Source organism: Embleya sp. NPDC001921 (genome assembly GCF_053594475.1).
In genome coordinates this window covers 206310-228900 of record NZ_JBSFEO010000012.1, presented here as the reverse complement: position 1 = coordinate 228900, position 22591 = coordinate 206310, and the positions used below count along the sequence as shown (strand labels likewise).

The window sequence follows — 22591 nt, the reverse complement described above, 5'->3', positions numbered from 1 at the left end:
TGGTTCTACCTCCTCGCCGAGGGCACCAGCCCCGGCGGCGGCAAGCCCAACAGCCCCACCTGCAACAACACCACCCTCACCGGGGTCGGCATCCAACAGGCGGGCAAGATCTTCTACGGCGGCATGCTCCTCAAGACCAGCGGCATGACCTACAAGAAATACCGCACCGCGACCCTCAACTCCGCCAAGACCCTCGACCCCACCTGCGCACTGTTCAACAAGACCAAGGCCGCCTGGGACGCCGTCAGCGTCCCCGCCCAACCCAACGACCCCACCTGCACCGGCGGCCCGGGCCAGAACGACTTCTCGATGACTCTCAGCCCGAACTCGGGCACCGTACAGGCCGGCAACTCGGTCTCGTCGACGCTGAGTACGTCCGTCACCTCGGGTGTGGCGCAGACCGTCGCGCTGACCGCGTCGGGTCAGCCCACCGGCGTCTCGGTGACCCTGACCCCGAACTCGATCCAGTCCGGCGCGTCCTCGACGCTGACCGCGACCGCCGCGGCGAACGCGGCGAACGGCACCTACGTGATCACGGTCACCGGTACCGGCGCCTCGGCCACGCACACGGCCCAGTACACCCTGACCGTGGGCAGCGGCCCGCCCGGCAACGCGCTCCGCAACGGTGACTTCGAAGCGGGTACCGCCAACTGGACGCAGAACGCCAACATCATCACCAACAGCAACCCGGGCTCCGCGCACGGCGGCTCCTGGTACGCGTGGATGATGGGCTACGGCTCGACGGCCACGGAGAACCTGAGCCAGGCCAACGTCACGATCCCGGCCGGTTCGCCGAACCTGCGCGCGTGGATCAAGACCACCACCCGGGAAACCGGCAACACGGTCTACGACACGCTCAAGATCAAGATCGGTTCGACCACTCTGGCCACCTATTCCAACGTCGGCGCCACCGGTGCCTACGTGCAACGCACGGTGAACCTGAGCGCCTACGCGGGGCAGACGGTCACCATCACCTTCGCGGGCTCCGAGGACTCGTCACTCGTCACCACGTTCCTCGTGGACGACGTGACCATCTCCTGATCGCACGCGACCGATAGCGGCCTCGCTCCCGGCGCCCCACGCCGGGAGCGAGGCTTTCGCGTGCGTTCCGCCGCCGGCGGCGCAGGCGACGCCCCCGTGTGCGTCGGAGTCGTCGGGGCGGGACTGGTGTCGGGTGGGAGTGGGGATCGCTCGTCTCGCGCACGTGGGGTTTCGGGGGGCGGTGAAGGGGTGACCATCTCGCGCACGGTGACCGTGTCCGCCGCGCCCGGCACGGATGGTCGGCCCGCCCCTCGGCGTCTCTGGAGAGTGATGGCCTCGAACCAGTCCACCCCCTGGGTGGGCGCGTCGCGGGTGTTGCGCAACCCGCGGATCTGGGTGATGCCCTCGGTCATCGTCGGGCTGTTGGCCTTCCTGCTCTCCATCCTGTACATGGGCGGCATCCTCGATCCGCGCACGGACCTGCGCCGCCTGCCGATCGGCCTGGTCAACGCGGACCAAGGCGTGCCGTCGGCGGCCGGGACGGAGAACCTGGGCGAACGGATCACCGCCGGCATCGCCGCCGCGCCCGACCCCGGAAACACGGTGTCCTGGCGCGTCCTCGACGAGGCGTCGGCGCGCCGACGGATGGCCTCGGGCAAGCTGTACGGCGCGATCGTGGTGCCGGCGGACTTCACCGCGTCGGTGGCCGCCCTGAACACACCCGCGTCGGCCGCGCCGACCCGCCCCACGGTCACCGTACTGACCAACCCCGGAGCGGGCAGCCTGGCCTCCTCGCTGTCCACCGCGATCGCCCAACAGGCGGTGCACGCCGCCTCGTTGCAGCTCGGCGCGACGCTGACCGCCGCGCCGCAGGCGGCTCCGGGGCAGACCACCACGGCCGGTCGCCTGCTGCTCGCCGACCCGATCGCGATCGCCGTCGCGGTGGGCCATCCGATCGCCCCCCGCAGCGGACTGGGCCTGACCGCGTTCTACTACACGCTCCTGCTGGTCCTGGCCGGCTTCCTCGGCGGCAACGTCATCAGCAACGGGGTCGACGTCGCGCTCGGCTACGTGGCCAGTGAGATCGGCCCGTGGCGTACCGAACGCCCGCTGGTGCACATCACCCGCACCCACCAACTCGCGGTCAAGTGCGTGATGTCCGCGGTGTTGTCGGTGCTGACCTCGACCCTGATCATGCTCGCCACGATCGGCATCCTGGACATGGACGCGTCCCATCTGCCGCTGCTGTGGGTCTTCTCGGTCTGCGCGAGCACCGCGGTGGGGCTGGGCGTCCAGGCGATCAACGCCGCCTTCGGCGGGATCGGCCAGTTGGTGAGCATGTTCGTGTTCATCGTGCTGGCGCTGCCGTCCTCCGGGGCGACCATCCCGCTCCAGGCGCTGCCGCGCTTCTACCGGGTGTTGTCCTCGTTCGAGCCGATGCGCCAACTCAGCGACGGCGTACGCGCCATCCTGTACTTCGACGCCCGCGCCGACGCCGGCCTGACCCGGGCCTGGGTGGGCATCGCCTTCGGCGCACTGGCCGGCCTCGCCTTCGGCTTCGCGATGACCACCTACTACGACCGCAAACAACTCCACCGCATCGCCCCGGCAACCGAGTAGCGCCGTCGAACCCGGCCGCGAACGGTCGGCCCGGCCCGGGTCGACTCGGCCCGGTCCCGGGTCGGCCCGGCCCGGGTCGACTCGGCCCGGTCCCGGGTCGGCCCGAGCCGACCCGATTCGGCAGGCTGGGCCGCGCGGTTCAGCTCCTTCAGCATCGCCGAGATGTCGGAGTGCCGGCCCTCCACGCCCTGCAGGGCGGCGATCAGCGTGTCGATGGACAGTTGCACGACGTCCTCCACCGGGACGTCGCGGTACGCCGGCCGGTCCAGGCTGATCCCGTCCGGGTAGCCCACCCAGCCGCGCAGCGCGGCGCGCAGGATCGGCGGCGGCGAAGCGGACTCGATCTCGAACAGGTCCAGCACCAGGTCCACGCCCGCCGCGCGGGCCGACTCGAAGATCCCCCGCACGTCGGGGTCGCCCAGGCCGGTGCGACTGCGGCGAGAAGTCGGGCTGTCTTTCGGTGGAACCGGTGGAGACCGAGTTCGGCCGCAAGACCCGGATCCACCAGTCGTCCTGCACCAAGGACTTCTCCTGCCTTCAGGGGGATTGCCCGGCCTTCCTGACGGTGCGCACGAAGTCCGCGCGCACCGGGCGCGGCGCGGTGCGGAGGCCCGGGCGGCCGGCGTCCGCGCCATCGGCGTCGGGGCGGTCGGTGTCGGGGCGGTCGGTGTCGGGGCGGTCGAGGGCCCAGCGGTCGAGGTCCGGGCAGCCGGCGCGGCCCGTGTCGCCGCGACCGCCCGACCTGTCGCCGCCGCGCTTTCGGGTCGGCGCCCAGGACCTGCGGATCCGGATGGTGGGAATCGGCGGCACCGGCGTGGTCACCGTCGCGCAGGTGCTCGGCGCTGGACGGCCTGCACACCGCCGGGCTGGATCGGACCGGGCTGAGCCAGAAGGCCGGCCCCGTGGTCTCGGACGTACGGATCTCCACGACGCCGGTCACCGGTTCGGCGACCGTGTCGGCCGGCGGCATCGACCAGCTGCTCGGGCTGGACATCCTCGGCACGGCGTCGGCGGCCAACCTGGCCGGCGCGAGCACCGAGCGCACCGTCGCCGTGGTGAACACGGGGCTGGCCCCGACCGGCGCGATGGCCACCGACGTCACCGCGCCGGTCCCCGACACGACGCTCGCGCGGGAGGTGATCGACTCGTGCACCCGCGAGCGGGACAACGTCCACCTGGACGCGCGCGACCTGGCCGAACGAGTCTTCGGCGATCACCTGCCGGCCAACATGATCATGCTGGGCGCGGCCTGGCAACACGGCATGTTGCCCCGATCTCGCTCGACGCGATCGAGGAGGCGTTCCGGCGCAACGGGACCGCGGTAACGCCGGTGAGCTGGATCGAGGGCATCGGCGAACTGCGCAATCCGATGCTCCCTCGAACGGCGAACCCGTAACCCCCGGAGCCGGTGGGCCGATCCGCCCTCCGGCTCCGGCCCTCGCCACGCACGTCGACCCGACCGCGCGCGGCCGGCGGCTCGACGGCGATCACCACGCCGTGGCATCCGGTTCGCGGCGGCGGTGTCGTCGGTGCGTCGTCTCGTCCGCGATGCGCCGGCCCGGTGCCGATCACGCTGATCCGACCGGTCCGCGGGCGCCACGGGATATCGTGATCGAACGCCCGCACCAGCGGCCGAGATCCCGGATCCGTGAGCCCAAGGACCTTGCCAGTGCCTGAGTTTCGCCCTTCGTCATCGGACCGTCCTCGTCTTCGGGAAACGCTCCAGGGAGCGGAACCGTCCGGACTCGACGACTCTCGGGAGGGCGATCCTCCGGGCTTGGACTACGACTACTACGACAACTACGACGCCCCGGAGCCGAAGCGCGGGGGCGCCCACATCGTGGAGGAGGGCGACCCCCGGGACGACGAGGTGGAACACCACGTGCCGCCGGGCGCCAAGGCCGCGAGTCGACGCATGCTGGAGCAGGGTCCGGACGTCTTCGGGACCGATTCGACCGCCGCAACGCGCGGGCGCGTCCCGGCGGACAAGATCCCCTCCCCGTTTCTCTCCGCTCCCGCTCTCGCCCCCGGCTCCGGCTCCGCGGGGATCGCTGCCACCGGCATGACACCGGCCCGCGGCTCGGACCCCTCCGTGAACCGAACCACGCAGGTCACCCACCCGCGCGCCACGACTGTGGGCGCGGGCAGCGACGTGAAGAAGTCACTACAGCGCACACCACAACGCGGCTACTGACCCGTCCCCGGGCCGGCGGGCGTGGGGGCGGGGCGCGGGTGGACTGTCACAGCGGGTCCTGGCTTCGGGGGGTCATGGACAGGAGTCGGGGGCCGGCGACGTGGCGGAAGATCGACCAGTACTCGGCGTGGCCGATCAGCGGGGAGACCACCCGCAGGTCGGCGGCGTCGCGGATGTCCTCGTCCGCGGCGGCCAGCAGGGCCTCCACGATCGCGGCGGTCCGCGCCAGCAGGTCGTCGTTCCGGGTCTCGACGGCCGGGACGATCACGGGCCAAAAGAGCGCGTCGGAGAGGATGCCGTACGGATTGAGCAGGTAGCCGACGGAGGCGTCGGGGATCGCGCGGCCTTCCTGCACGGCGTCGAGTTCGGCGTCCGCCTTCAGCTCGGCAAGGTGGGGGCGCGCCTCCGGGAGCCGTTCCCACAACCAGTCGAACAGTCCTCGAAACGTCAACGCGGGTTCGCGAGACTCCGGCACGTCCTCTCCTCTTCCCGTCAGGTGAACCACTGTGCCCGAAGCGGCATTTGCGATGAGATCGTATCGTTCGACCGGCGCGGGCCCCGCATGGCCGCGCGCGGGGACGCCGTCACGGGTCGACCTCCGGGCCGTTCCGTCCGCGTTTCCTGGTCGCGTCGTTCGAGACCGTCGGCCCGCCGCTGCGCCCCGGTGACGGGCGCAACGCCTCGGATCCCCGCGCGGTTTCGATCAGCGACGCGGCCCGGCCCATGCCCTGGGCCGCGATGCGCGCGGCCCCGGCGGCGAGATTCTGCGGCTCCGGTCTGGCCAGCGTGCGGCGCAGGTGCGCGATCAGGCCCGCGTCCGGAACCACCGCCTCGAGGGCGGGCCGCTTGAACGTGGACGTGAGGAAACGCGAGCCCGTCACCGGCGCCAGCTCTGGTTCGGCCTTCACCGACTCGACCGCGTTCAGCGTGGTGTTCGCGCGCTCCGGATTGGCGTTCAGCCACGCGGTGACGCCGCCCGCCGTGTCGCGCATCTGAAGTGTCCGGTACAGCTCGGCGGACTCGGCCAGGATGACCGACTTGTCGCGGTCCGAGAGTTGGGGCTCCCGGAGCGCCTTGCGATATCGACCGAGCAGGTCGGCCACGTCGACGGGGTGGAACTTCTCTCGGCCGGGAGGGCCCGTGGGTCGCCCGTCGTGAAGTTCGGCACGCAGGGCCGCGGCGGACTTGCCATTGCCGACCCAGGTCCCGGTCTCGTTCGGCTTCAGGTAGGTGTCGGCGACGACGGTACGCAGGTTGGCGTTGTCCACTTCCGGAGGCGTCGCCCTGGCCAGTTGATCCCTCGGCGATCCGGTCGGCGGACCCTGTGGCTGAGACATGTCCCGACCGAACTCCTCCCATGGGCAAACGAGGAAAACCTATCGGGGAGAACCTCGTGTCACATGCGATTGCGGCACATTGCCGGGCCGGACGAGGGACTTCCCCGGACCTTCGGCCTGTTGGCCGCGACCTGTACGATCCGGCCCGGTTCATCCTTACCAAAATGTAGGTACCTGACAAAAATGTAGGTACTTGAGGAACCGCATGTGCCCCTCCAGCATGGAGCGAACGGCGCGCCGAGGTCACCCGGACCGGCGGCGCGCACAGACTCGTTCGAATTCTCCGGGCACACCGACGTGGAGTGGAGCGCACATGGCCGACGAGAATCACACGCCCGTGACCGTGATCGGTCTGGGTTCGATGGGCCGCGCGTTGGCCGCGGCCTTCATCGCCGCCGGTCACCCGACGACGGTGTGGAACCGTACGCCGGGCAAGGCCGCCGCCCTCGTGGCCGCGGGTGCGGTGCACGCCGAGACGGTGGCGGACGCGGTCGCGGCGAGTCCGCTCGTGATCACCTGCCTGACCACCTTCGACGACACCCTCGACGCACTGGCGCCCGCCGCGCGGGCGTTGCGCGGGCGGGCCCTGGCCACCTTGAACAGCGGCTCCCCGATCGGCGCCCGCGAGACCGCGGCCTGGGCCGACGCCCACGGCGCCCGCTTCCTGGCCGGGGCGATCAAGAATGTCCCGGCGGCCGTGGGGGCGCCGGACACGCTGTTGTACTACAGCGGCGACAGGTCGGTCTTCGAGGAGTACGAGGCGACCCTGAAGGTGCTGGGTGGCGACACCGTCCACCTCGGCGACGAGACCGACCTGGCCGCGCTGTACGAGATGGCGGTGGGCGCGATCCTGCTCCCCGCGCTCGTCGGCTTCTTCCAGGGCGCGGCCGCCGTCCAGGCCCGCGGGCTTCGGGCGGACTCCATGGTCGGGTTCGCGGGCAAGTGGCTGGACATGATCAAGTCGCTGCTGCCGATGCTCGCCCGGGAGATCGACAGCGGCGACTACACCGACGCGGCCGCCACCGTGAACCTCTTCGTCGCCGGAGCGGCCCACGACGAGGACCTGGCCAAGGAGACGAACGTCGACACCTCCTGGCTCGCGCCCCTGAACGACCTGGTGCGGCGCACGGCCGAGGCGGGCCACGGTGAACACAGCATCTCGGCGGTGACCGAACTCCTGCGCCTGCCGCCGACGCAGCCCTGAACGCGGCGTCCGGCAGCCGGCGCTCGGTGCCCGGTGCCGGGCACCGACCTGGACGCGACGCCCGGCACCCGGCGCTCGGCGCCCGGCACCGAAAGGGCGTGGAGCGCCGCGTTGGCGAGGGTCAGACGCGGCTCAGTTTGTCCGGGTTGGCCACCATGCGAATGCCGTGGACGAGGCCGTCCGCGCCGATCTCCAGGGCGATCACCGTGACCACCCGTCCGTGTGCGCTGATCCGCAGCGCGGGCTCGCCGTTGATCTCGGCCAGGTCGGACACCATGTCGGCGATCTCGACGCCCTCGTACGGGCGTTTGGTGACGCCCGCGAGCCAGGCCGCGACCTTGTCCGCGCCGAGGATCGGGCGCAGCGCGGCACGGACCTTGCCGCCGCCGTCGGTCCAGATCGTGACGTCCGGGGCGAGCAGTTGCATGAGTTCGTTGAGGTCGCCGCCCGTGGTCGCGGCGAAGAACTTCTCGGTGACGGCCCTGCGGGCGCCCCGGTCGGCCGGGTACCGGGGGCGGCGGGCCCGCACGTGCTCGCGGGCGCGATGGCCCAGTTGCCGGACGGTCGCCTCGGGCCGGTCGATCGCCGCGCCGACCTCGGCGTAGGGGAAGCCGAACACCTCGTGGAGTACGAAGACCGCCCGCTCCAGTTCGGACAGCGACTCCAGCACCACGAGCATCGCCAGGGACACCGAGTCGGCCAGCGCCGCGCTCTCGGCCACGTCCGGGCCCATCGGAATCGGCTCGGGGAGCCACGGGCCGACGTAGGTCTCCCGGCGTGCCCGGGCCGAACGCAGCGCGTCCACCGCGAGGTTCGTGGCGATCCGCACCAGGTACGGCTTGGGGTCGTGCACATCGGAACGGTCCGCCGACGACCAGCGCAACCACACCTCCTGGACGACGTCCTCGGCGTCGGCCGCGCTGCCCAGCATGCGATAGGCCACCGAGAACAGCAGGTTGCGGTGGTCCTCGAACACGTCCGTGGCAACCACGCGTCTCCCTCGTCCCCTCGGTCATCGTGGCCGACGGGTGGCCCGGCCTCCGGTCGGCCACTTTACGGCTCCGCCGATCCTCTTCAACAGGCGGAAGGACTTCCACGGCGAGCCGCTGACGAACTCCTTGTACGTCACCGCCCACCTGCCGGTCAGGACGAACCGACGCGGCGTGTCGTCGGGGTGGGTGAACTGGACGACCGCGTCGTGGCGTCCCAGGCTCACCGGCTGATGGATGTATCCGAACCGGAACGCCTCGGGCTCCCTGCCCCGCACCTGCCGAGCGATCGACGCCGCGGCGTGCGCCCCGGTCGGGATGCCGCTCTGGCAGGTGCCGTGGATGACGCCGTACGCCTGGCGGACCGCCGCCGCGTCGCCGATCGCGTACACCTGCGGGTGGGAGACCGAGCGCAGCGTCGGGTCGACCACGATCCGGCCGCGCTCGTCGACGGTGAGGCCTGCTTCGGCGGCCAGTGGCGACACCCGTACCCCGGTCGTCCACAGCAGCGCGTCGCAGTGCACGAGCTCGCCGTCCTCCAGTTCGGCCGCGTCCGGGAGCACCTTGACGATCGTGGTCGCGGTGCGGATCCGGACGCCGAGGCGGTCGAGGGCCGCGTGCAGGTGGGCGCGCGCCTTGGCGCCCATCATCGCGCCGGGCTCGTGCCGGCCGAGCAGGACGACCCGCAGGGTCGGGTGGTTCTCGGCGATCTCGGCCGCGGCCTCGATCCCGGTCAGGCCGGCGCCGCCGATGACCACGGTGCCGCCGGTCGCGTCGAGCGCGGTGAGGCGTTCGGCCAGCCGGCCGGCCGCGGCGGCGCTGTCGAGCGTGAAGGCGTGTTCGTGCACGCCCGGCACCGTGACGGTGTCGGCGACGCTGCCGAGCGCGTACACGAGGGTGTCGTAGGTGATCGACCGGTCGTCGTGCAGCCGGACGGTACGGGCGGCCGCGTCGACGTGCGTCACCCATGCCTGCACGAAGTCGATTCCGGTGCCTCGGAGCATGTCGGGAATCCGAAGATCGGCGAGTTCTTCGCCGGCGGCCCTCTGGTGCAGCCGCAGCCGCTCGGTGAACCGGCCGATCGGGTTGACCAGGGTGATCCGGACGTCGTGTTTGCGGGTACGCCGGGCCACACCGAGCACCGCGGTCATGCCGGCGTAACCGGCCCCGATCACCAGGATGCGCTGTGTCATGATCCATCCCTTCCTCGTTTGCCCCCGTAGACGGGAAGGGTCGGCGGAACGTGACATGACCACGAAGGTGATCCGGGTCACATGCGAACGGTCACTCCGGGTGTCGGGTGCCGAGGTTTCGCTCCAGGAGTTCGGTGGCGGTTCGGACGCCGACCGCGGACGGGCCGTCGGGTGGGGGCAACCGGCCGTCGGACCGGACCAGTTCGGCCAGCGCGGTGTCGATCGCGGCGTGCGCGGCGAACAGGCACGGTGTGCTGTAGATCGCCGCGTCCACGCCCAGGTCGGCCAGTTCGGTCAGGGACAGCCGCGGCGACTTGCCGCCCGCGATCTGGTTGAACAGCAGCGGCTTGTCCGCGACCGCCGCGCGAATCCGGCGGATCCACTCGACGCTGCGCACGCCGTCCACCAGGACCACGTCCGCGTCGGTCTTGGCCAGCGCCTTCGCGCGGCGCAGGATGTCGTCCGGCTCGGTGGCGTCGGTGCGCGCGACCACGACCAGGTCGCCGCGGCAGTCCAGGACCCGGGTCAGCTTGTCCAGGTAGTCCTCCAGCGGCAGCAACAGCTTGCCGTCGGCGTGGCCGCAGCGCCGGGGCCGCGCCTGATCCTCCAGGATCACCCCGGACGCCCCGGCCCGGTCCAGCCGCCGCACCACGTGGCAGGCCACCTCGGGATCGCCGTACCCGTCGTCGATGTCGACCAGGAGGTGCTTCCGGGGAAAGGCGAGGCGCAGGCGTTCGACGAAGGCCACCATGTCGGGCCAGGCGATGAAGCCGATGTCGGGCAGCCCGTAGTACGAGGCGGCGAAGCCGAAGCCGGAGACGAAGAAGCCGTCGAAGTGGCTCGCCGCCAAGGACGCGGAGTACATGTCGTGGATGCCGACCAGTGGCGTGGTCCGCCCTCGGGCCAGGTCGTCTCGCAATGCGCTGCCGTAGAGCACGAGTTCTCCGAGGGTCGGGCGCGGGGCCGCGGTCGAACCCGACACGTCTCCGAAGCGGGCGGAGCACTTGCGGTCGCCCGAAGGACCGGTCGCCATGTGTAGTCACGCGACTACACAAACAGTATGGAGATCTCGGTTGATTCATGTCAATCCTGACCAACCGCCCGTCCTGGTGGGTGTATCGCGTGGCGGTCGGCGAGTGCGGCGGGGCGGGCGGGTGCCGCGGGTGCCGCGGGCGTACGCTCGCGCGCCGGTCAGGTGGCGGGCGCCCGGTCTACCTCGACCACCTCGACCATCCGGCGCAGTCTCGCCTCGACCCGGGCCGCGTCCCGGGCGAGCACGGTGACCTCGACGGTGGCGGACCCGAACTCGGTGGACACATAGGTGAGTCGGCGTACGCCGTGGTTGTTCAGCGTGGTGGCGACCCGGGCGAGCATGCCGTGACCGTGGCGCATCCGGGCCACCAGCCGGGCGGTCCCGTCGACGGGATCGACCCCGCCGCCCCCGGGCGCGGCGGCCGGTGCGGGTACGGCGGGCGGCGCTGCGGCCGGGGCCGGATCGGCGAGGCTCGGGGCGGGTTCGGCAAGGCTCGGGGCGGACTTCGCGAACCGGCGGGCTTCGAGGACCTGGGTGCCGTCGTCAACCATGAGTCGCTGTTCTCCTGTCGCAGTGCGGGGGATCAAGTGGCGTCGACGAGCGTCGGAGGCAGGGCCGAGCCGGGAAAACAGAAAGACCCCTCGCGAAGCGCGAGAGGTCTGCGTGCGGACGGTGGGCCGCAGGGAAGTGGTCGCCTGGTCAGCCCGGTGTCGGCACGCTGCCGGTAATAATCATCCGACGTCGCATGACATCGAACCTGGCACACCCGCCCCGCGCCGTCCAACGCGTCTCATGATGCGGATGCCGAGGACCGGTCCCCGGACGACGGCGCCCGGTCGGCGGATGCCTTCGTACCGATTCGCGCACCGCCGGCGCCCGGTCGAACAACCGGGCGCCGTCGGGTGTCTCAGAATTTGATCCACTCGCTGGACGTGGTCACCGAGTCCAGGATGTCGACGATCGGGTCGATGCCCACGCCGGGGCCGGTGGGCACATCGAGGTGGCCGTCGGCGAGTTCGAACGGCGTGGTGATGTCGGTGGCGTAGTAGCGACGCGAGGCCGAGGTGTCGCCGGGGAGGATGAAGCCGGGCAGCGCGGCCAGCGCCACGTTGGCGGCCCGGCCCAGTCCGGTCTCCAACATGCCGCCGCACCACACCGGTACGCCGTGCGCCACGCACAGGTCGTGGATCGCCTTGGCCTCCAGGTAGCCGCCGACCCGACCGGGCTTGATGTTGATGATCGACGCGGAGCCCAGGGTGATCGCCGCCGCGGCGTCCTCGACCGACTCGATCGACTCGTCCAGGCAGATCGGCGTGCGCATCTGCTTGGCCAATTGGGCGTGCTGGACCAGGTCGTCGTCGGCCAGCGGCTGTTCGATCAGCAGCAGGTCGAACGCGTCCAGCTTGGCCAGTTGACGCGCGTCGGCCAGCGTGTACGCCGCGTTCGCGTCCACCTGGAGCAGCAGGTCGTCGCCGAACCGCTCACGCACCGCGCGCACCGGCGCCAGGTCCCAGCCCGGCTCGATCTTCAGCTTGATCCGCACATAGCCCTCGTCGACGAACTCCCCGACGGATTCGAGCAGTTGCGGAATCGAGTCCATGATCCCCACGGACACCCCACACGGCACCCGGTCCCGGGAGGCACCCAGGAACGATCCGAACGACTGCCCGGCGGTCCGCAGTTGGGCATCCAGTACGCCGGTCTCCAGCGCCGCCTTGGCCATCTTGTGGCCCTTGAACGGCTTCAGCGCCCGCTTGACCGACAGGGCGTCCACCCGCTCCGGCAGCGCGGGGATGAAGAAGCGCTTGAGCACGTCGACCGCGCCGTCCACGTACTCCGAGTTGTACAGCGGATCGGACATCGCGACGCACTCGCCCCACCCCTCCGCCTCCGGCGTGACCACGCGGAGCAGCAGGATGTCGCGTGCGGTCTCGACGCCGAAGGAGGTGCGGAACGGCGCGCGCAACGGCATCGCGATCCGGCGCAGTTCGATTCCGGTGATCTTCATGGTTCCTGGACTCCTGATCGTTGGGGGGTCACGCGGCGGTGTCGCGCGTGAGGACGTAGCGGGACTTGTCCTGGAAGCCGATCACCCGCGCGCCGTCGGCCAGCAGGCCGCCCAGCACCTCGCGCAGGGCGATCCGCCAGTCCTTGGCGACGCCGGGGTCGGTACGCCGCAACTCCTCGATGTCCGCGGGGAGCTCGACGAGCAGGTGGTCGGCGTCGGTCCGGCCCGGGACCGGCCGGTCGCCGTCGACGGACAGCGCGACCACCGCACCCGCGGGTACCACGACCGGGATCGGTGTCAGGTTCGCGGCCGCGACCACCCTGGGGTCGGACAGGTCCCAGATCACCAGCGCCCGGTCGGTGTCGGTGCCGCCGTTGATCGCGTCGTCGACCGAGCCGTAGAAGTTGGGCAGGTAGCCGTCCGGACGACCGGCAAGCTTGGTCACGTTGAAGTGTGCGTTGCGCCGGATCAGCGGATCGTAGGTCCAGGTGATCCGGGTCACACCGCGGGCCAGGGCCCAGTTGCGCTGGTGCAGCTTGAGCGCGAACCCGGCCGCGTGGCCGGGGCGCGCGCCGGTGATGTGCGAGTGCATCGTGCGGGCGATGGGAGCGCCGAAGAACCCGACGGTGGCACCGATGATGCGCCCTTCCGCGTACGCCCCGGCGACGTAGTTCCCGGCGTGCGAGAGCGCGCGCATCTGTTCGACGGACATCGGCGCGTTGCCCGGTCCGGTCCCCCAGATCTCGCAGAACAGGGTGAACGCGTCCTCGAGTTCGTGGAGTTCGTGCAGCTCCCGGATGACCACGGCGCTCATCGGACCGCCTCGATCAGACCGGCGAGCAGCAGCGCACGCGGCGCCAACTCGGACACGATCACGTGTTCGTGGTCGGCGTGCGCACCGCCGCCGACCGCACCCAGGCCGTCCAGGGTCGGGCAACCGACGCCGGCGGTGAAGTTGCCGTCGGAGGCACCCCCGACGGCCGCGGCGCGCAGCGGCGGCAGACCGCTGCCACTCGCCACCCGGTCCGCGAGGTCGAACAGCGCGCTGGAGGAACTCTCTTCCAGCGGGGGTCTGTTGGGACCGCCGAGCACTTCGATCCGAGCACCCGGCACGGTCGTGGGCAGCGCCCGGATCAACTCGTCCACCCGCTCCTGGGCCTTGATCGTGGGCACCCGTACGTCCACGGTCACCCGGGCCCGATCCGGGACGGTGTTGGACACCGCGCCCGCCTCGACCACCGTGGGGGTCACCGTGGTGCGCCATCCGTCCAAGGCGCCCTCGTCCGCCAGATCGGCCAGGCCGCCGAGCGCGAGCACCAGGTGGGCGGCCTCGATCGCCGCGTTGATCCCCTTCTCCGGCTCCAGGCCGGCGTGCGCGGCCTTGCCGTGCACGACCAACTCGTATTGGGAGCCGCCCTTGCGCCCGGTCTTCAGTGCCCCGCCGTCGGCGGACGCCTCCAGCACGAAGGTCGCCGCGCAACCGCGGGCCGAGTCCTCGATCAGGGTGCGCGAGGTGGTCGAGCCGACCTCCTCGTCGCCGGTGATCAGCACACCGATGCCGTCCAGCGAGTGCAGGGAGGCGAGCGCGTGGAACATCTGGACCAGGCCGGCCTTCATGTCGAAGACGCCCGGCCCCCGGGCGATCCCGTCCACGACCGACCACGGGTGGGTGGCCAACGAGCCCATCGGCCAGACCGTGTCGTGATGCCCGACCAGCAGGACGCGCGGGGTGCCGAACGTCCACTGGAGGTGGGTCACCCCGTCCAGCACGATCCGGCGCGGCGGCACGCCGAGGTGACGCGCACCCTGGGCGGCGACCACGTCCGCGCTGCGCGCCACCGCCGCCAGATCGGCGGAGAAGGACTCGCACCGCACCAGCTCGGCCAGGTCGGCCAGCATCGCGTCGGTGTCGAACACGGGGGAAGCGGCCGCCGAACCGGCCGTCGCGCCGCTCATCGGGCCAGGCCCAGCTCGGCACGGAACAACCTGTGCACATTGCCGCCGAGGATCGCCATGATCTCCTTCTCACCCAGTCCGCGCCGCACCAACGCCTCGGTGAGCGCGGGAAGTTCGGCCGGGCCGTTCAGCCCGGGCAGTTCGCTGGTGGTGTCCACGCCGGTGTAGTCGACGCCCTCGCAGCACGGCGGGGTGATGTCGGCGAGCACCTCGCGCAGGAAGTCGGGGCCGATCCCGACGTGGTCGACACCCACCAGGCCGATGATGTGCTCGATGTGGTCGACGAGCCCGTCGATGTTCTGCCTGTCCCGGTCCCTGGACAGGAAGTCGGGCACGAAGTTCACGCACACGACGCCGCCGCCGGCGGCCACGCCCCGGATCTGCTCATCGGTCAGGTTCCGGTGGTGGTCGCACAACGCCCGGGCACCCGAGTGGGTGGCGATCAGCGGACGGGTCGCCTGTTCCAACACGTGTGCGACGCCGACGGCCCCCAGGTGGGAGATGTCGAACACGATGCCGAGCCGTTCCATCTCGCGCAGCGCCTCGACACCGGCGTGGGTCAGCCGGCTGCCGGTGGCGTCCTCGCCGCTGCCGTCGCCCAGTGCGGAGCGGCCCCAGTGCGCGATCGAGGCGACCCGGACGCCGAGGCGGTACAGCGTGCGGAACAGTTCCAGGTCGGCGTCCACGCCGGGCGCGCTCTCCAACGCGAGCACGAGCGCGATCCTGCCGTCGGCCAGCGCCGCGTCGATGTCGTCGCCGTCCAGGCACAGCCGCACCTCGTCCGGGTTGCCCTCGGCGATCGCGTGCGCGCACTCGACCATCCGCAGTGTCCGGCGCAGCGCGCCCTCCGGGCGGAACTGGTCGTCCACGAACACCGGCAGGACCTGGATGTCCACCCCGCCCTCGCGAAGCTGGGGCAGCCATTGTTCCCGGAAGAAACTCGCCCAGCGGCTTGGTGGTCGTTCGACCACGGCCATCAGGAGGTCGTTGTGCGTGTCCGCCACGACGGCACGGGTGTGCAGCTCGGCGCTCATGTCGCGTCCTTCCGGTCGATGTGTGATCGACGCTAGGCCGCGCCGCGCACCGGGTGCTTCGTCCGAACGGCCAATGCCGGCGACACTTTCCGTCACGGGGCACCAAGCCACAGTGTGATCGCCTCGCTTCGATATCGACGGTTCATCACCGGATCCGACCCCCGCGAAAGCAGGATTCGGACCCATAGGTGGGCCCCGACGAAGAACCCGGCTCGGCTTTGTCGCGCCGGACGATCCCGGGCCGGCGGCCGGGCACCTACCGTGCGCAGGTGTCCCGGTATCCCCCGGCCCGGTCCGGCCGGTCCACGCCGCCGGCCCGGCTCGGGTCGTCCCCCCGATGACCCGGACTCCCCACCCGGCCCGACCGTCCACCCCAGGGATGCGCCCGTGCCCGTCGATCGCCTGCTCCCCACCGACGAAGCCCACGACCTGATCGCCCGGACCCGGGCGTTCGCGGACCGGGAACTCGCGCCCCGGGTGACCGGGTGCGAGGCCGACGCGAGCTATCCCACCGGCCTGTTCGCCGCCCTGGGCCGGGCGGGCCTGTCCGGCCTGCCCTACCCGGTCCGGTACGGCGGCGGCGGTCAGCCGTACGAGGTCTACCTCCAGGTGCTGGAGGAACTCGCGGCCCGCTGGGTGGCAGTGGCCGGCGCCCTGGACGTACACACGCTGGCGTGCCTGCCGACGGCGGTGCACGGCGGCGCGACGCAGCACGAGCAGTGGCTGCCCGGGATGCTGGACGGCGCGCTGACCGGCGGCGGCAGCCGGTCCGAGCCGCACGTGGGCGCCGACCCCTCCGCGGTCACCTGCCGGGCCGAACGCACTCGCGGCGGGCACCTGCTCCAGGGCACCCAGCTCGCCGTCGCGCACGGGGGCCGCGCGCACTTCCACACGGTGTTCGCCCGCACTGGTTCGGCCCGACCGGACATCTCCTGTTTCCTGGCTCCCGGCGCCGACGAGTACCTCTACTTCAGCGCGCCCGAACCGACGGCCGCGCTGCGTGCCATCCCGACCACGACCGCCTATTGGGACGGGGTGTACCTGGAGCCCGAGCGGTTGATCGGCGCACCGGGTCGGGGCCTGCGGATCGCGTTCGACCTGCTGGACGCGGGCCGCCTGGGCACCGCGGCGTGCGCGACCGGACTGGCCCAGGCCGCGCTGGACGTGGTCGGCGACTTCGCCGGCGGAGGCGATCGGCACCTGTTGGCCGAGCCCGCGGGCGCGGTCGACTCCGCCCGGGCGATCTACCTCGACGCGGCCCGCCGGCGCGACGCGGGCATCTCGTACACGCGCCAGGCGTCGGTGGCCCAGTCGGCGGCGGTCGAGGCGGCGCTCGGGGCGACCGCGGCCGCGGTGCGGATCCTGGGGGCGGAGGCGGACACCGACGAGTTCCCGGTGCGGCGCTACGCGCGCGAGGCGGCGGCGCTGCGGGGGCGGATCGCGCCGGTGGGGAAGGGTGGGGGTGCGGGCGCCGGCGGCGGGGGCGGTGGTCCGGGTGCGGGTGGGGGTGCGGGTGCGACGGTGAGCACGGGTACAGGTTCGGGTGCGGGTGGGGGTGCGGGTGCGACGGTGAGCACGGGTACAGGTTCGGGTGCGGGTGCGGGTGCGACCGTGAGCACGGGTACAGGTGCGGGTTCGGGTGCGGCGCCGGTGGCTTCGTGTGGCCCGTCGGCCCTGGCCGCTGTGGGTCCTTGAGCCGCCTCGGGGCCGGGTGGGGGATCTCGGCGGGCTCGGACCCGCCCGGGGTGGTGGCCGACCCGACCGGGGGCTCGGCGGGCCCAGGACCGTCCCGGGGGCTCGGCGGGCCCAGGCTCGTCCCGCGGGCTCGGCGCGGCCGGGTTCCGGAGCCGCGGCCCGTGCAGCCTTGGCCGGAAAGCGAGTTACCCTCGGCCGCGAACTGTCCGTAGAGTGCGCAGCGTCTCGCCCGAGGATCTTCGGCGCGACGGCGACGTCCGCTCCCGGGCCCGCCGCGCCCGCTCCGTCCGGGCGGGGCGACCCGCGTCATCTTCGGCCGCAGGGGAAGTCCGGTGCGAATCCGGCGCTGACCCGCAGCGGTGGTCCGTCCGCGTGACGGCGAGCCCGAATGCCTGGGGCCGGAGCGTTCCATCTCCATTCCCCGTCGTGGTCTACGGGGCGGAGCCCTCGCGCCGCCGTGCCGAGGCCGTGTCGCCCTCCGGGTCGCGGTCGAACGCGCGGCGTGTCCGCCGGGCATGCCGCGTCGCAGGCCCGGAAAGGCTCCGCCATGACGCTCACCCGATCCGGCCGGAAGATCTCCGCCCTGCTCGGCGGTCTGCTCCTCGCCGCGGCGACCGCCGTCGTCCCGGCGACCGCCTCCGCCGCCCCGGCGAACTCCGCCCCGACGAACTCCGCGCCGACGGCCGCCGGTTCGATCCCGGCCGGCAATCGCACCCAGGCCGCCGCCGGTTGGCTGGCCCGGCAACTCGTCGACGGAGAACGCTTCGAGGCGACCTTCGACGGGGTCACCTACCCCGACCAGGGTCTGACCATCGACGCGATCCTCGCGTTCGCCGCCGCCGGGGTGGCCGAGCAGAACGCGGCCAAGGCCACCACGTGGCTGGCCCGCCCGGAGATACTCTCCGGCTACATCGGCGACGGCACCACCAACGCGTACGCCGGCGCCACCGCCAAGCTGCTGCTCGCGGCCGAGGTGCGCGGGGCGAACCCGAGCAGCTTCGGCGGCGTCGACCTGCCGACTCGGCTGCGCTCGCTGCAACAGCCCTCGGGCCGGTTCACCGACCTCTCGCCGTGGGGTGACTACAGCAACGCGTTCAGCCAGTCCCTCGCGCTGCTGGCCCTGGACCGCACGCCGGCGGGCGCACCGGCCGGCGCGGTCGACTTCCTGGCCGGCGCGCACTGCGCGGACGGCGGGTTCCCGCTCGACTTCGGCAAGCCCACCTGCACCAGCGACGCGGATTCGACCGCGATGAGCGTGCAGGCGCTCGCCGCCACCGGCCGTCTGCCGGAGGCGGCGGCCGGCCTGAACTGGCTGGTGGGCCACCAGCTCGCGGACGGCGGCTTCGGCACTCCCGGAGCCGGCACCTCCAACGCCAACAGCACCGGCCTGGCCGCGCAGGCGCTGCTGTCCTCGTGGCGGGTGCTGCCCGGGCTGACCGCGCGACACTTCATCACCGAGCGCCAGGTCCCCTGCTCGGGCACGCCCGCCACGCGTGGCGCGATCGCGTACGACGCCACCGGATTCGACCCGTCCACCGCCACCCGGGCCACCGCCCAGGCGGTACTGGGTCTGGCCGGCACCGGCTTCGCCGGGCTGAGCGCCGCGGGCGCCCGACCGGACGCGCCGAACCTGCGCTGCCCCTCGCCCACGTCCTGACCCGCGATCCGGTTCGCCCGCGCCGTCGGCCGCCGATCACGGAGGCCGACGGCGCGGCGCGGGGCGGCGCGTACAAGCCCACGGCATGCCGGGTGCCGATCACGGTGGTGTCACCCGGGCGGCCCTTGCGCCGGGCGATCCCGGTTCGCCAGCGTGGAGTTGCGCGCACGGCGTGCGCGTTCCGCGCCGAACGGGCCCGCCCGCGTGGGCGCGTCGCGCCGGCGGGGCCCGACGAGAGCAACGGGAGTGCTGTGAGCGACCGGAACGGCGACAGGCGAGCGGACGAAGCCATCGTGCGAGTACGGATCCATCCGGCCATCGGCATCGCGCGCGTGGGCAACAGCACCCGCCCGGACGGCTGGTACTACGGACCCGAGACCCCCGACCCGCAGCCCCTTCCGCCGGGTTTCGCCAAGGACCAGGACGGCGCGATCAAGCGCCAGGCGGCGCGCTTCCGGCTGTACGGCCACGCCGCCGACGGGCGGGTCGTCCGCGAGGTGACCGTCACCGACCCGGGCACCACGATCACGTGGGGCGTGCACGTGGCCAACCGCAAGGCCGGCTGGTACCAGTTCCATCTGCCGCTGGACATCCCCGATTCCCGGGATCCGGCGGCCAGGCCTTCCGTCCGGCGCAATCCGGGCGTGGCCGATCGCGACTCGCTCGTGATCGACCCCGGCCGCAAGACGCTCGACGCCGCCGCGGGCGGCCGAGTGCCGTTCACCGGCGGCCGGTTCCTCGGCCGGGTCGACGTCCCGCTGGGCGAGATGCGCACCGACGAGCACGGCCGGTTGGTCGTGTTGGGCGGGCTCGGCAGTTCGGGATCGCCCGACCACACACCGCTCGCCTCGGTGACCAACAACGACGGCTGGTACGACGACATCTCCGACGGCCCGGTCACCGCGACGGTCACCATCGGCGGCGTGCGCGTCCCGGTGGATCCCGCGTGGGTGGTGGTCGCGCCGCCCAACTTCGCCCCGGACGTGCGGACCATCCGCACCCTCTACGACCTGCTCTTCGACGTGTTCGTCGGCACCGGCCAACTGCCCTTCCCGGCCCGGGTCTCCTTCGGCGAGCACATCGAACCGATCCTGCGCCGGTTCTGTGACCTCCAGTGGGTCAACGCCGGTTTCGCGGCCAAGTTCGGTTGGGCCGGGCCCGATTACTTCCTCGCGCCCGAGGCGCTGCGCCGGTTGTCGAGTCCGGCGCCCGAGCATCGCGAGCTGCGCCGGCAGGTGTACACCGCGCTGCGCGACTACGGGCGCGACGGCAAGTCGCCGATGCCGTGGCCGTGGTTGTACGGGGACGGCATGGCGAGTGTGCCCAGGACGGTGCGCCAGTACATGACGCTCTCGCCGACCCAGGACAGGTTGCTGCTCGCCTGGTCGCGAGGGGACTTCGACGCGACGCCGTTCGCCGGCTACCCGCATCGTGTGGAGGACGCGCCGCCGGCGGCGCAGCCGGGCCTGTTGGACCGGGCCGCGTTGGACTTCTGTGTGGCGGACGCGTTCCATCCCGGGATCGAGCTGACCTGGCCGATCCGGCACGCGTCCATGTTCACCGAGCCGTTCCGGATCCGGCTTCGGGCCGAGGGCGAGCCCGATCCGGACTACGGCGCCACGCTCACCCCGGACGCGGCGCTGGCCGCGAACGGTCCGCTGCACGCGCAGGGTCCGGGCGACCTCAGCCGGTGGATGGCGGTGCCCTGGCAGACCGATACCGCCGGGTGCCGGGCCGGCTACGAGTCGCAGGCCGGGCTCGGGCCGCGCTACGACCCGTACGTGCCCACGTTCTGGCCCGCACGGGTGCCCAACCACGTGCTCAAGGAGAGCGACTACGACAAGGTCAACCGCCCGGACGGCGGCGGAGTGCCGGACCGCGAGGCCGCGTTCGCGCACCGGGCCGTGTGGTTGCGCGGGCTGACCGGGACCACGCCCGAGGCGCAGCGCCGGCAGATGGTGGACGGCTGGTACAAGCTCGGCATCGTCGAGGTGCGGCCCTACACGGTGGGCGACGGCCGATTCCCGGCCCGGATGCAGGTCGAGTCGCCGCCGCAACCGCCGTTCGACCAGGCCTCGGACGCCAACAACCTGGTGAACGTGCACGTGCCGGAGCCGGTGGTCGCCGACGCGGTCACGCGCGCGGTGGCGGAGGCGACGGGGCAACTCGGGCCGGATGTGACGGTGGGCTACGTGGACAACATCGATCCGTATCTGGACACACCTTGATCGTCGAGGAGTCGGGGCCGGGGGCGGGGGCGGGGGCGAAGTCGCCGTGACCGGGCTCCGGATGCCGAATGTCCGCCGCCGGCGCTACGACGTCGTGGTCGCCGGTGGCGGGCCGGCGGGCTCGGCGGCCGCGATCACCCTGGCCGGCGCGGGCCGGCGCGTCCTGCTCGCCGACGTGGGCACCGGACCGCCGGCGGTCGGCGAGGCGCTGCCGGGCGCGGCCCGGACGCTGCTGGCCGATCTGGGCCTCGCCGACGCCGACACCGCGCCGGGGCATCTGGCCTGCTACGCCACGCAGTCCGCGTGGGGCTCGCCGCATCCGGTCACGGTCTCGGCCATCAGCGACCCGAACGGGCCCGGCCGGCACCTGGATCGCGCGCTGTTCGACCGCCGGCTGCGCGAACGTGCCCGCGCGGCCGGTGCCGAGGTCGCCGAGCACACCCCGGTCGGCGCGCCGGCGCGCCATGCGGACGGCACCTGGTCGGTGCCGCTGGGTCGGGCCGCCCGGCGCGAGAGGGTGGTCTGCGACTGGATCGTCGACGCGACCGGACGCCGGGCCACGGTCGCCACCGGCAGCGGCGGCGCGCGGCGGCGTACGCACGACGCGCTGGTCGCGACGCACCTGACCCTGGCCGGCCCCACCGCTCCCGACACCGACGCGAGCACGCTGGTCGAGGCGGGCGCGGACGGCTGGTGGTACACCGCGTTGCTGCCCGGCGATCGGCGGTTGCTCGCGTACTTCACCGACGCCGACCTGCCCGCCGCGCGAGCGGGCGAACCGGCCGGCTTCCGTGCGCTGCTGGGGGAAACCACGCAGGTCGCCCGACGGCTCTCCGGGTGGCCCGTACCCAAGGACGCGATGCCGCGTCGGGCGCCCGCGCACGGCGCGCATCTGGATCGGGTCTGCGGCGACGGCTGGGTCGCGGCGGGCGACGCGGCGGTCGCCTTCGACCCGCTGTCCGCTCAGGGCATCCTCACCGCGCTGTACACCGGCCTGAGCGCGGGCCACACCGTGCACGCGTGCCTGTCCGGTCGCCCGGACGCGCCCGACACCTACCGAGCCCGCGTCGCGGACCTGCTCCACGCCTACCGCCGCAACCACCACGCCGCATACGCCGCCGAACGCCGTTGGCCGGACCGCCCATTCTGGCAACGAAGGCACCAGCCTCCGACCGCCGGATGGCTCGAGCCCGCCGGACCCGACGCCTGAGGGCGCGATGTGACACCGGCGGGCGAACGACGGCCGCCGGAGCACCGTCATTACCCGTCGAGGTGTTTCACAGCGTCGTCAACTCACTCGTTCGGGTGAGCCTCGCCCGGAATCAGGACCATCGGCCACGTGCATGCGTACGGTCTCGACCCGACGGCGACATATCGGCCTGGTTGATGGCCCGATGTGTGGTCGGCGGTAATCATGGAGACATGACGCGACGCGAGCCACAGGGACGGAGGCCATCGGTGA

Annotated in this window: 21 protein-coding genes and 1 riboswitch; of the genes, 9 read left to right on the top strand and 12 right to left on the bottom strand. The window is 72.4% G+C overall.

Annotation, left to right across the window (positions count from 1 at the left end; genetic code table 11):
* Together ACWCPW_RS17185 and ACWCPW_RS17180 are read left to right on the top strand one after the other, a co-directional pair.
* Positions 1-1041, top strand: a 1041-nt coding sequence (locus ACWCPW_RS17185) for a M4 family metallopeptidase (protein WP_449762362.1), incomplete at its 5' end; no start/stop codon positions are given.
* Positions 1042-1311: 270 nt separating this feature from the next.
* Positions 1312-2601, top strand: a complete 1290-nt coding sequence (locus ACWCPW_RS17180) for a YhgE/Pip domain-containing protein (protein ID WP_449762361.1) — start codon at positions 1312-1314, stop codon at positions 2599-2601.
* Here ACWCPW_RS17180 and ACWCPW_RS17175 read toward each other — a convergent pair.
* Together ACWCPW_RS17175 and ACWCPW_RS17170 are read right to left on the bottom strand one after the other, a co-directional pair.
* Positions 2556-3008 (bottom strand): hypothetical protein, encoded by a 453-nt coding sequence (locus ACWCPW_RS17175; protein ID WP_449762360.1) that lies wholly within the window; start codon positions 3006-3008, stop codon positions 2556-2558. The two genes, ACWCPW_RS17180 and ACWCPW_RS17175, sit on opposite strands and share 46 nt — an antisense overlap.
* 130 nt (positions 3009-3138) lie before the next feature.
* Entirely contained in the window at positions 3139-3423 is a 285-nt protein-coding gene (locus tag ACWCPW_RS17170) for a hypothetical protein (RefSeq protein ID WP_449762359.1), read from the bottom strand.
* Between the two features lie 20 nt (positions 3424-3443).
* Between ACWCPW_RS17170 and ACWCPW_RS17165 the strand changes: the two genes are divergently transcribed.
* Together ACWCPW_RS17165 and ACWCPW_RS17160 are read left to right on the top strand one after the other, a co-directional pair.
* Positions 3444-3926: a 2-oxoacid:acceptor oxidoreductase family protein gene (locus ACWCPW_RS17165; protein ID WP_449762376.1), complete on the top strand. Its 483-nt coding sequence runs from the start codon at positions 3444-3446 to the stop codon at positions 3924-3926.
* Positions 3927-4378: 452 nt separating this feature from the next.
* Positions 4379-4795: a hypothetical protein gene (locus ACWCPW_RS17160; RefSeq protein WP_449762358.1), complete on the top strand. Its 417-nt coding sequence runs from the start codon at positions 4379-4381 to the stop codon at positions 4793-4795.
* 46 nt (positions 4796-4841) lie between these two features.
* Here ACWCPW_RS17160 and ACWCPW_RS17155 read toward each other — a convergent pair whose 3' ends face one another.
* Both ACWCPW_RS17155 and ACWCPW_RS17150 read right to left on the bottom strand, forming a co-directional pair.
* Positions 4842-5270, bottom strand: coding sequence for a hypothetical protein (locus tag ACWCPW_RS17155; RefSeq protein ID WP_449762357.1), 429 nt, complete (start codon positions 5268-5270; stop codon positions 4842-4844).
* 109 nt (positions 5271-5379) lie between these two features.
* Positions 5380-6132 (bottom strand): hypothetical protein, encoded by a 753-nt coding sequence (locus tag ACWCPW_RS17150; RefSeq protein ID WP_449762356.1) that lies wholly within the window; start codon positions 6130-6132, stop codon positions 5380-5382.
* A 313-nt stretch (positions 6133-6445) separates the two neighbouring features.
* On the opposite strand from ACWCPW_RS17150, the gene ACWCPW_RS17145 reads away from it, so the two are divergent.
* Positions 6446-7336 carry an NAD(P)-dependent oxidoreductase gene (locus tag ACWCPW_RS17145; RefSeq protein WP_449762355.1) on the top strand — a complete coding sequence of 297 codons (891 nt, stop codon included), beginning with the start codon at positions 6446-6448 and terminating at the stop codon, positions 7334-7336.
* 121 nt (positions 7337-7457) lie between these two features.
* On the opposite strand, the gene ACWCPW_RS17140 is transcribed toward ACWCPW_RS17145, so the two are convergent.
* The 8 genes from ACWCPW_RS17140 to ACWCPW_RS17105 form a co-directional block, all read right to left on the bottom strand.
* A complete protein-coding gene (locus ACWCPW_RS17140; protein WP_449762354.1) occupies positions 7458-8327 on the bottom strand; it encodes an RNA polymerase sigma-70 factor in 870 nt (289 codons plus the stop codon).
* Between the two features lie 21 nt (positions 8328-8348).
* Positions 8349-9518: an NAD(P)/FAD-dependent oxidoreductase gene (locus tag ACWCPW_RS17135; RefSeq protein ID WP_449762353.1), complete on the bottom strand. Its 1170-nt coding sequence runs from the start codon at positions 9516-9518 to the stop codon at positions 8349-8351.
* A gap of 91 nt (positions 9519-9609) precedes the next feature.
* Positions 9610-10455 carry an isocitrate lyase/PEP mutase family protein gene (locus ACWCPW_RS17130; protein ID WP_449762375.1) on the bottom strand — a complete coding sequence of 282 codons (846 nt, stop codon included), beginning with the start codon at positions 10453-10455 and terminating at the stop codon, positions 9610-9612.
* 254 nt (positions 10456-10709) lie between these two features.
* On the bottom strand, positions 10710-11102 hold the full coding sequence (locus ACWCPW_RS17125; RefSeq protein WP_449762352.1) for a hypothetical protein: 393 nt from the start codon (positions 11100-11102) through the stop codon (positions 10710-10712).
* 356 nt (positions 11103-11458) lie between these two features.
* A complete protein-coding gene (gene menC, locus ACWCPW_RS17120; protein WP_449762351.1) occupies positions 11459-12559 on the bottom strand; it encodes an o-succinylbenzoate synthase in 1101 nt (366 codons plus the stop codon).
* A gap of 28 nt (positions 12560-12587) precedes the next feature.
* Positions 12588-13373 (bottom strand): GNAT family N-acetyltransferase, encoded by a 786-nt coding sequence (locus ACWCPW_RS17115; protein ID WP_449762350.1) that lies wholly within the window; start codon positions 13371-13373, stop codon positions 12588-12590.
* Entirely contained in the window at positions 13370-14515 is a 1146-nt protein-coding gene (locus tag ACWCPW_RS17110; protein WP_449762349.1) for a M20 family metallopeptidase, read from the bottom strand. Before ACWCPW_RS17110 ends, ACWCPW_RS17115 begins: the two co-directional genes overlap by 4 nt.
* On the bottom strand, positions 14512-15549 hold the full coding sequence (locus ACWCPW_RS17105; RefSeq protein WP_449762348.1) for a dipeptidase: 1038 nt from the start codon (positions 15547-15549) through the stop codon (positions 14512-14514). Before ACWCPW_RS17105 ends, ACWCPW_RS17110 begins: the two co-directional genes overlap by 4 nt.
* A 387-nt stretch (positions 15550-15936) precedes the next feature.
* On the opposite strand from ACWCPW_RS17105, the gene ACWCPW_RS17100 reads away from it, so the two are divergent.
* The 4 genes from ACWCPW_RS17100 (at position 15937) to ACWCPW_RS17085 (ending at position 22339) form a co-directional block, all read left to right on the top strand.
* Complete coding sequence (locus tag ACWCPW_RS17100) at positions 15937-17244, top strand: acyl-CoA dehydrogenase family protein (RefSeq protein ID WP_449762347.1); 1308 nt, start codon at positions 15937-15939, stop codon at positions 17242-17244.
* Positions 17245-17566: 322 nt separating this feature from the next.
* A riboswitch (cobalamin riboswitch) is annotated at positions 17567-17637 on the top strand.
* 154 nt (positions 17638-17791) lie between these two features.
* Positions 17792-18901: a prenyltransferase/squalene oxidase repeat-containing protein gene (locus ACWCPW_RS17095; protein ID WP_449762346.1), complete on the top strand. Its 1110-nt coding sequence runs from the start codon at positions 17792-17794 to the stop codon at positions 18899-18901.
* A gap of 251 nt (positions 18902-19152) precedes the next feature.
* Positions 19153-21129: a LodA/GoxA family CTQ-dependent oxidase gene (locus tag ACWCPW_RS17090; protein ID WP_449762345.1), complete on the top strand. Its 1977-nt coding sequence runs from the start codon at positions 19153-19155 to the stop codon at positions 21127-21129.
* A gap of 61 nt (positions 21130-21190) precedes the next feature.
* On the top strand, positions 21191-22339 hold the full coding sequence (locus ACWCPW_RS17085) for a tryptophan 7-halogenase (protein WP_449762344.1): 1149 nt from the start codon (positions 21191-21193) through the stop codon (positions 22337-22339).
* The last annotated feature ends 252 nt before the right edge of the window (positions 22340-22591 follow it).

What these genes read in the sequence shown, in the direction of transcription:
- ACWCPW_RS17180 (WP_449762361.1), top strand. Translation starts at nt 1,312, where the DNA reads ATGGCCTCGAACCAGTCCACCCCCTGGGTGGGCGCGTCGCGGGTGTTG.
- ACWCPW_RS17150 (WP_449762356.1), bottom strand. Translation starts at nt 6,132, where the DNA reads ATGTCTCAGCCACAGGGTCCGCCGACCGGATCGCCGAGGGATCAACTG.
- ACWCPW_RS17145 (WP_449762355.1), top strand. Translation starts at nt 6,446, where the DNA reads ATGGCCGACGAGAATCACACGCCCGTGACCGTGATCGGTCTGGGTTCG.
- ACWCPW_RS17135 (WP_449762353.1), bottom strand. Translation starts at nt 9,518, where the DNA reads ATGACACAGCGCATCCTGGTGATCGGGGCCGGTTACGCCGGCATGACC.
- ACWCPW_RS17125 (WP_449762352.1), bottom strand. Translation starts at nt 11,102, where the DNA reads ATGGTTGACGACGGCACCCAGGTCCTCGAAGCCCGCCGGTTCGCGAAG.
- menC (WP_449762351.1), bottom strand. Translation starts at nt 12,559, where the DNA reads ATGAAGATCACCGGAATCGAACTGCGCCGGATCGCGATGCCGTTGCGC.
- ACWCPW_RS17115 (WP_449762350.1), bottom strand. Translation starts at nt 13,373, where the DNA reads ATGAGCGCCGTGGTCATCCGGGAGCTGCACGAACTCCACGAACTCGAG.
- ACWCPW_RS17110 (WP_449762349.1), bottom strand. Translation starts at nt 14,515, where the DNA reads ATGAGCGGCGCGACGGCCGGTTCGGCGGCCGCTTCCCCCGTGTTCGAC.
- ACWCPW_RS17105 (WP_449762348.1), bottom strand. Translation starts at nt 15,549, where the DNA reads ATGAGCGCCGAGCTGCACACCCGTGCCGTCGTGGCGGACACGCACAAC.
- ACWCPW_RS17095 (WP_449762346.1), top strand. Translation starts at nt 17,792, where the DNA reads ATGACGCTCACCCGATCCGGCCGGAAGATCTCCGCCCTGCTCGGCGGT.
- ACWCPW_RS17085 (WP_449762344.1), top strand. Translation starts at nt 21,191, where the DNA reads ATGCCGAATGTCCGCCGCCGGCGCTACGACGTCGTGGTCGCCGGTGGC.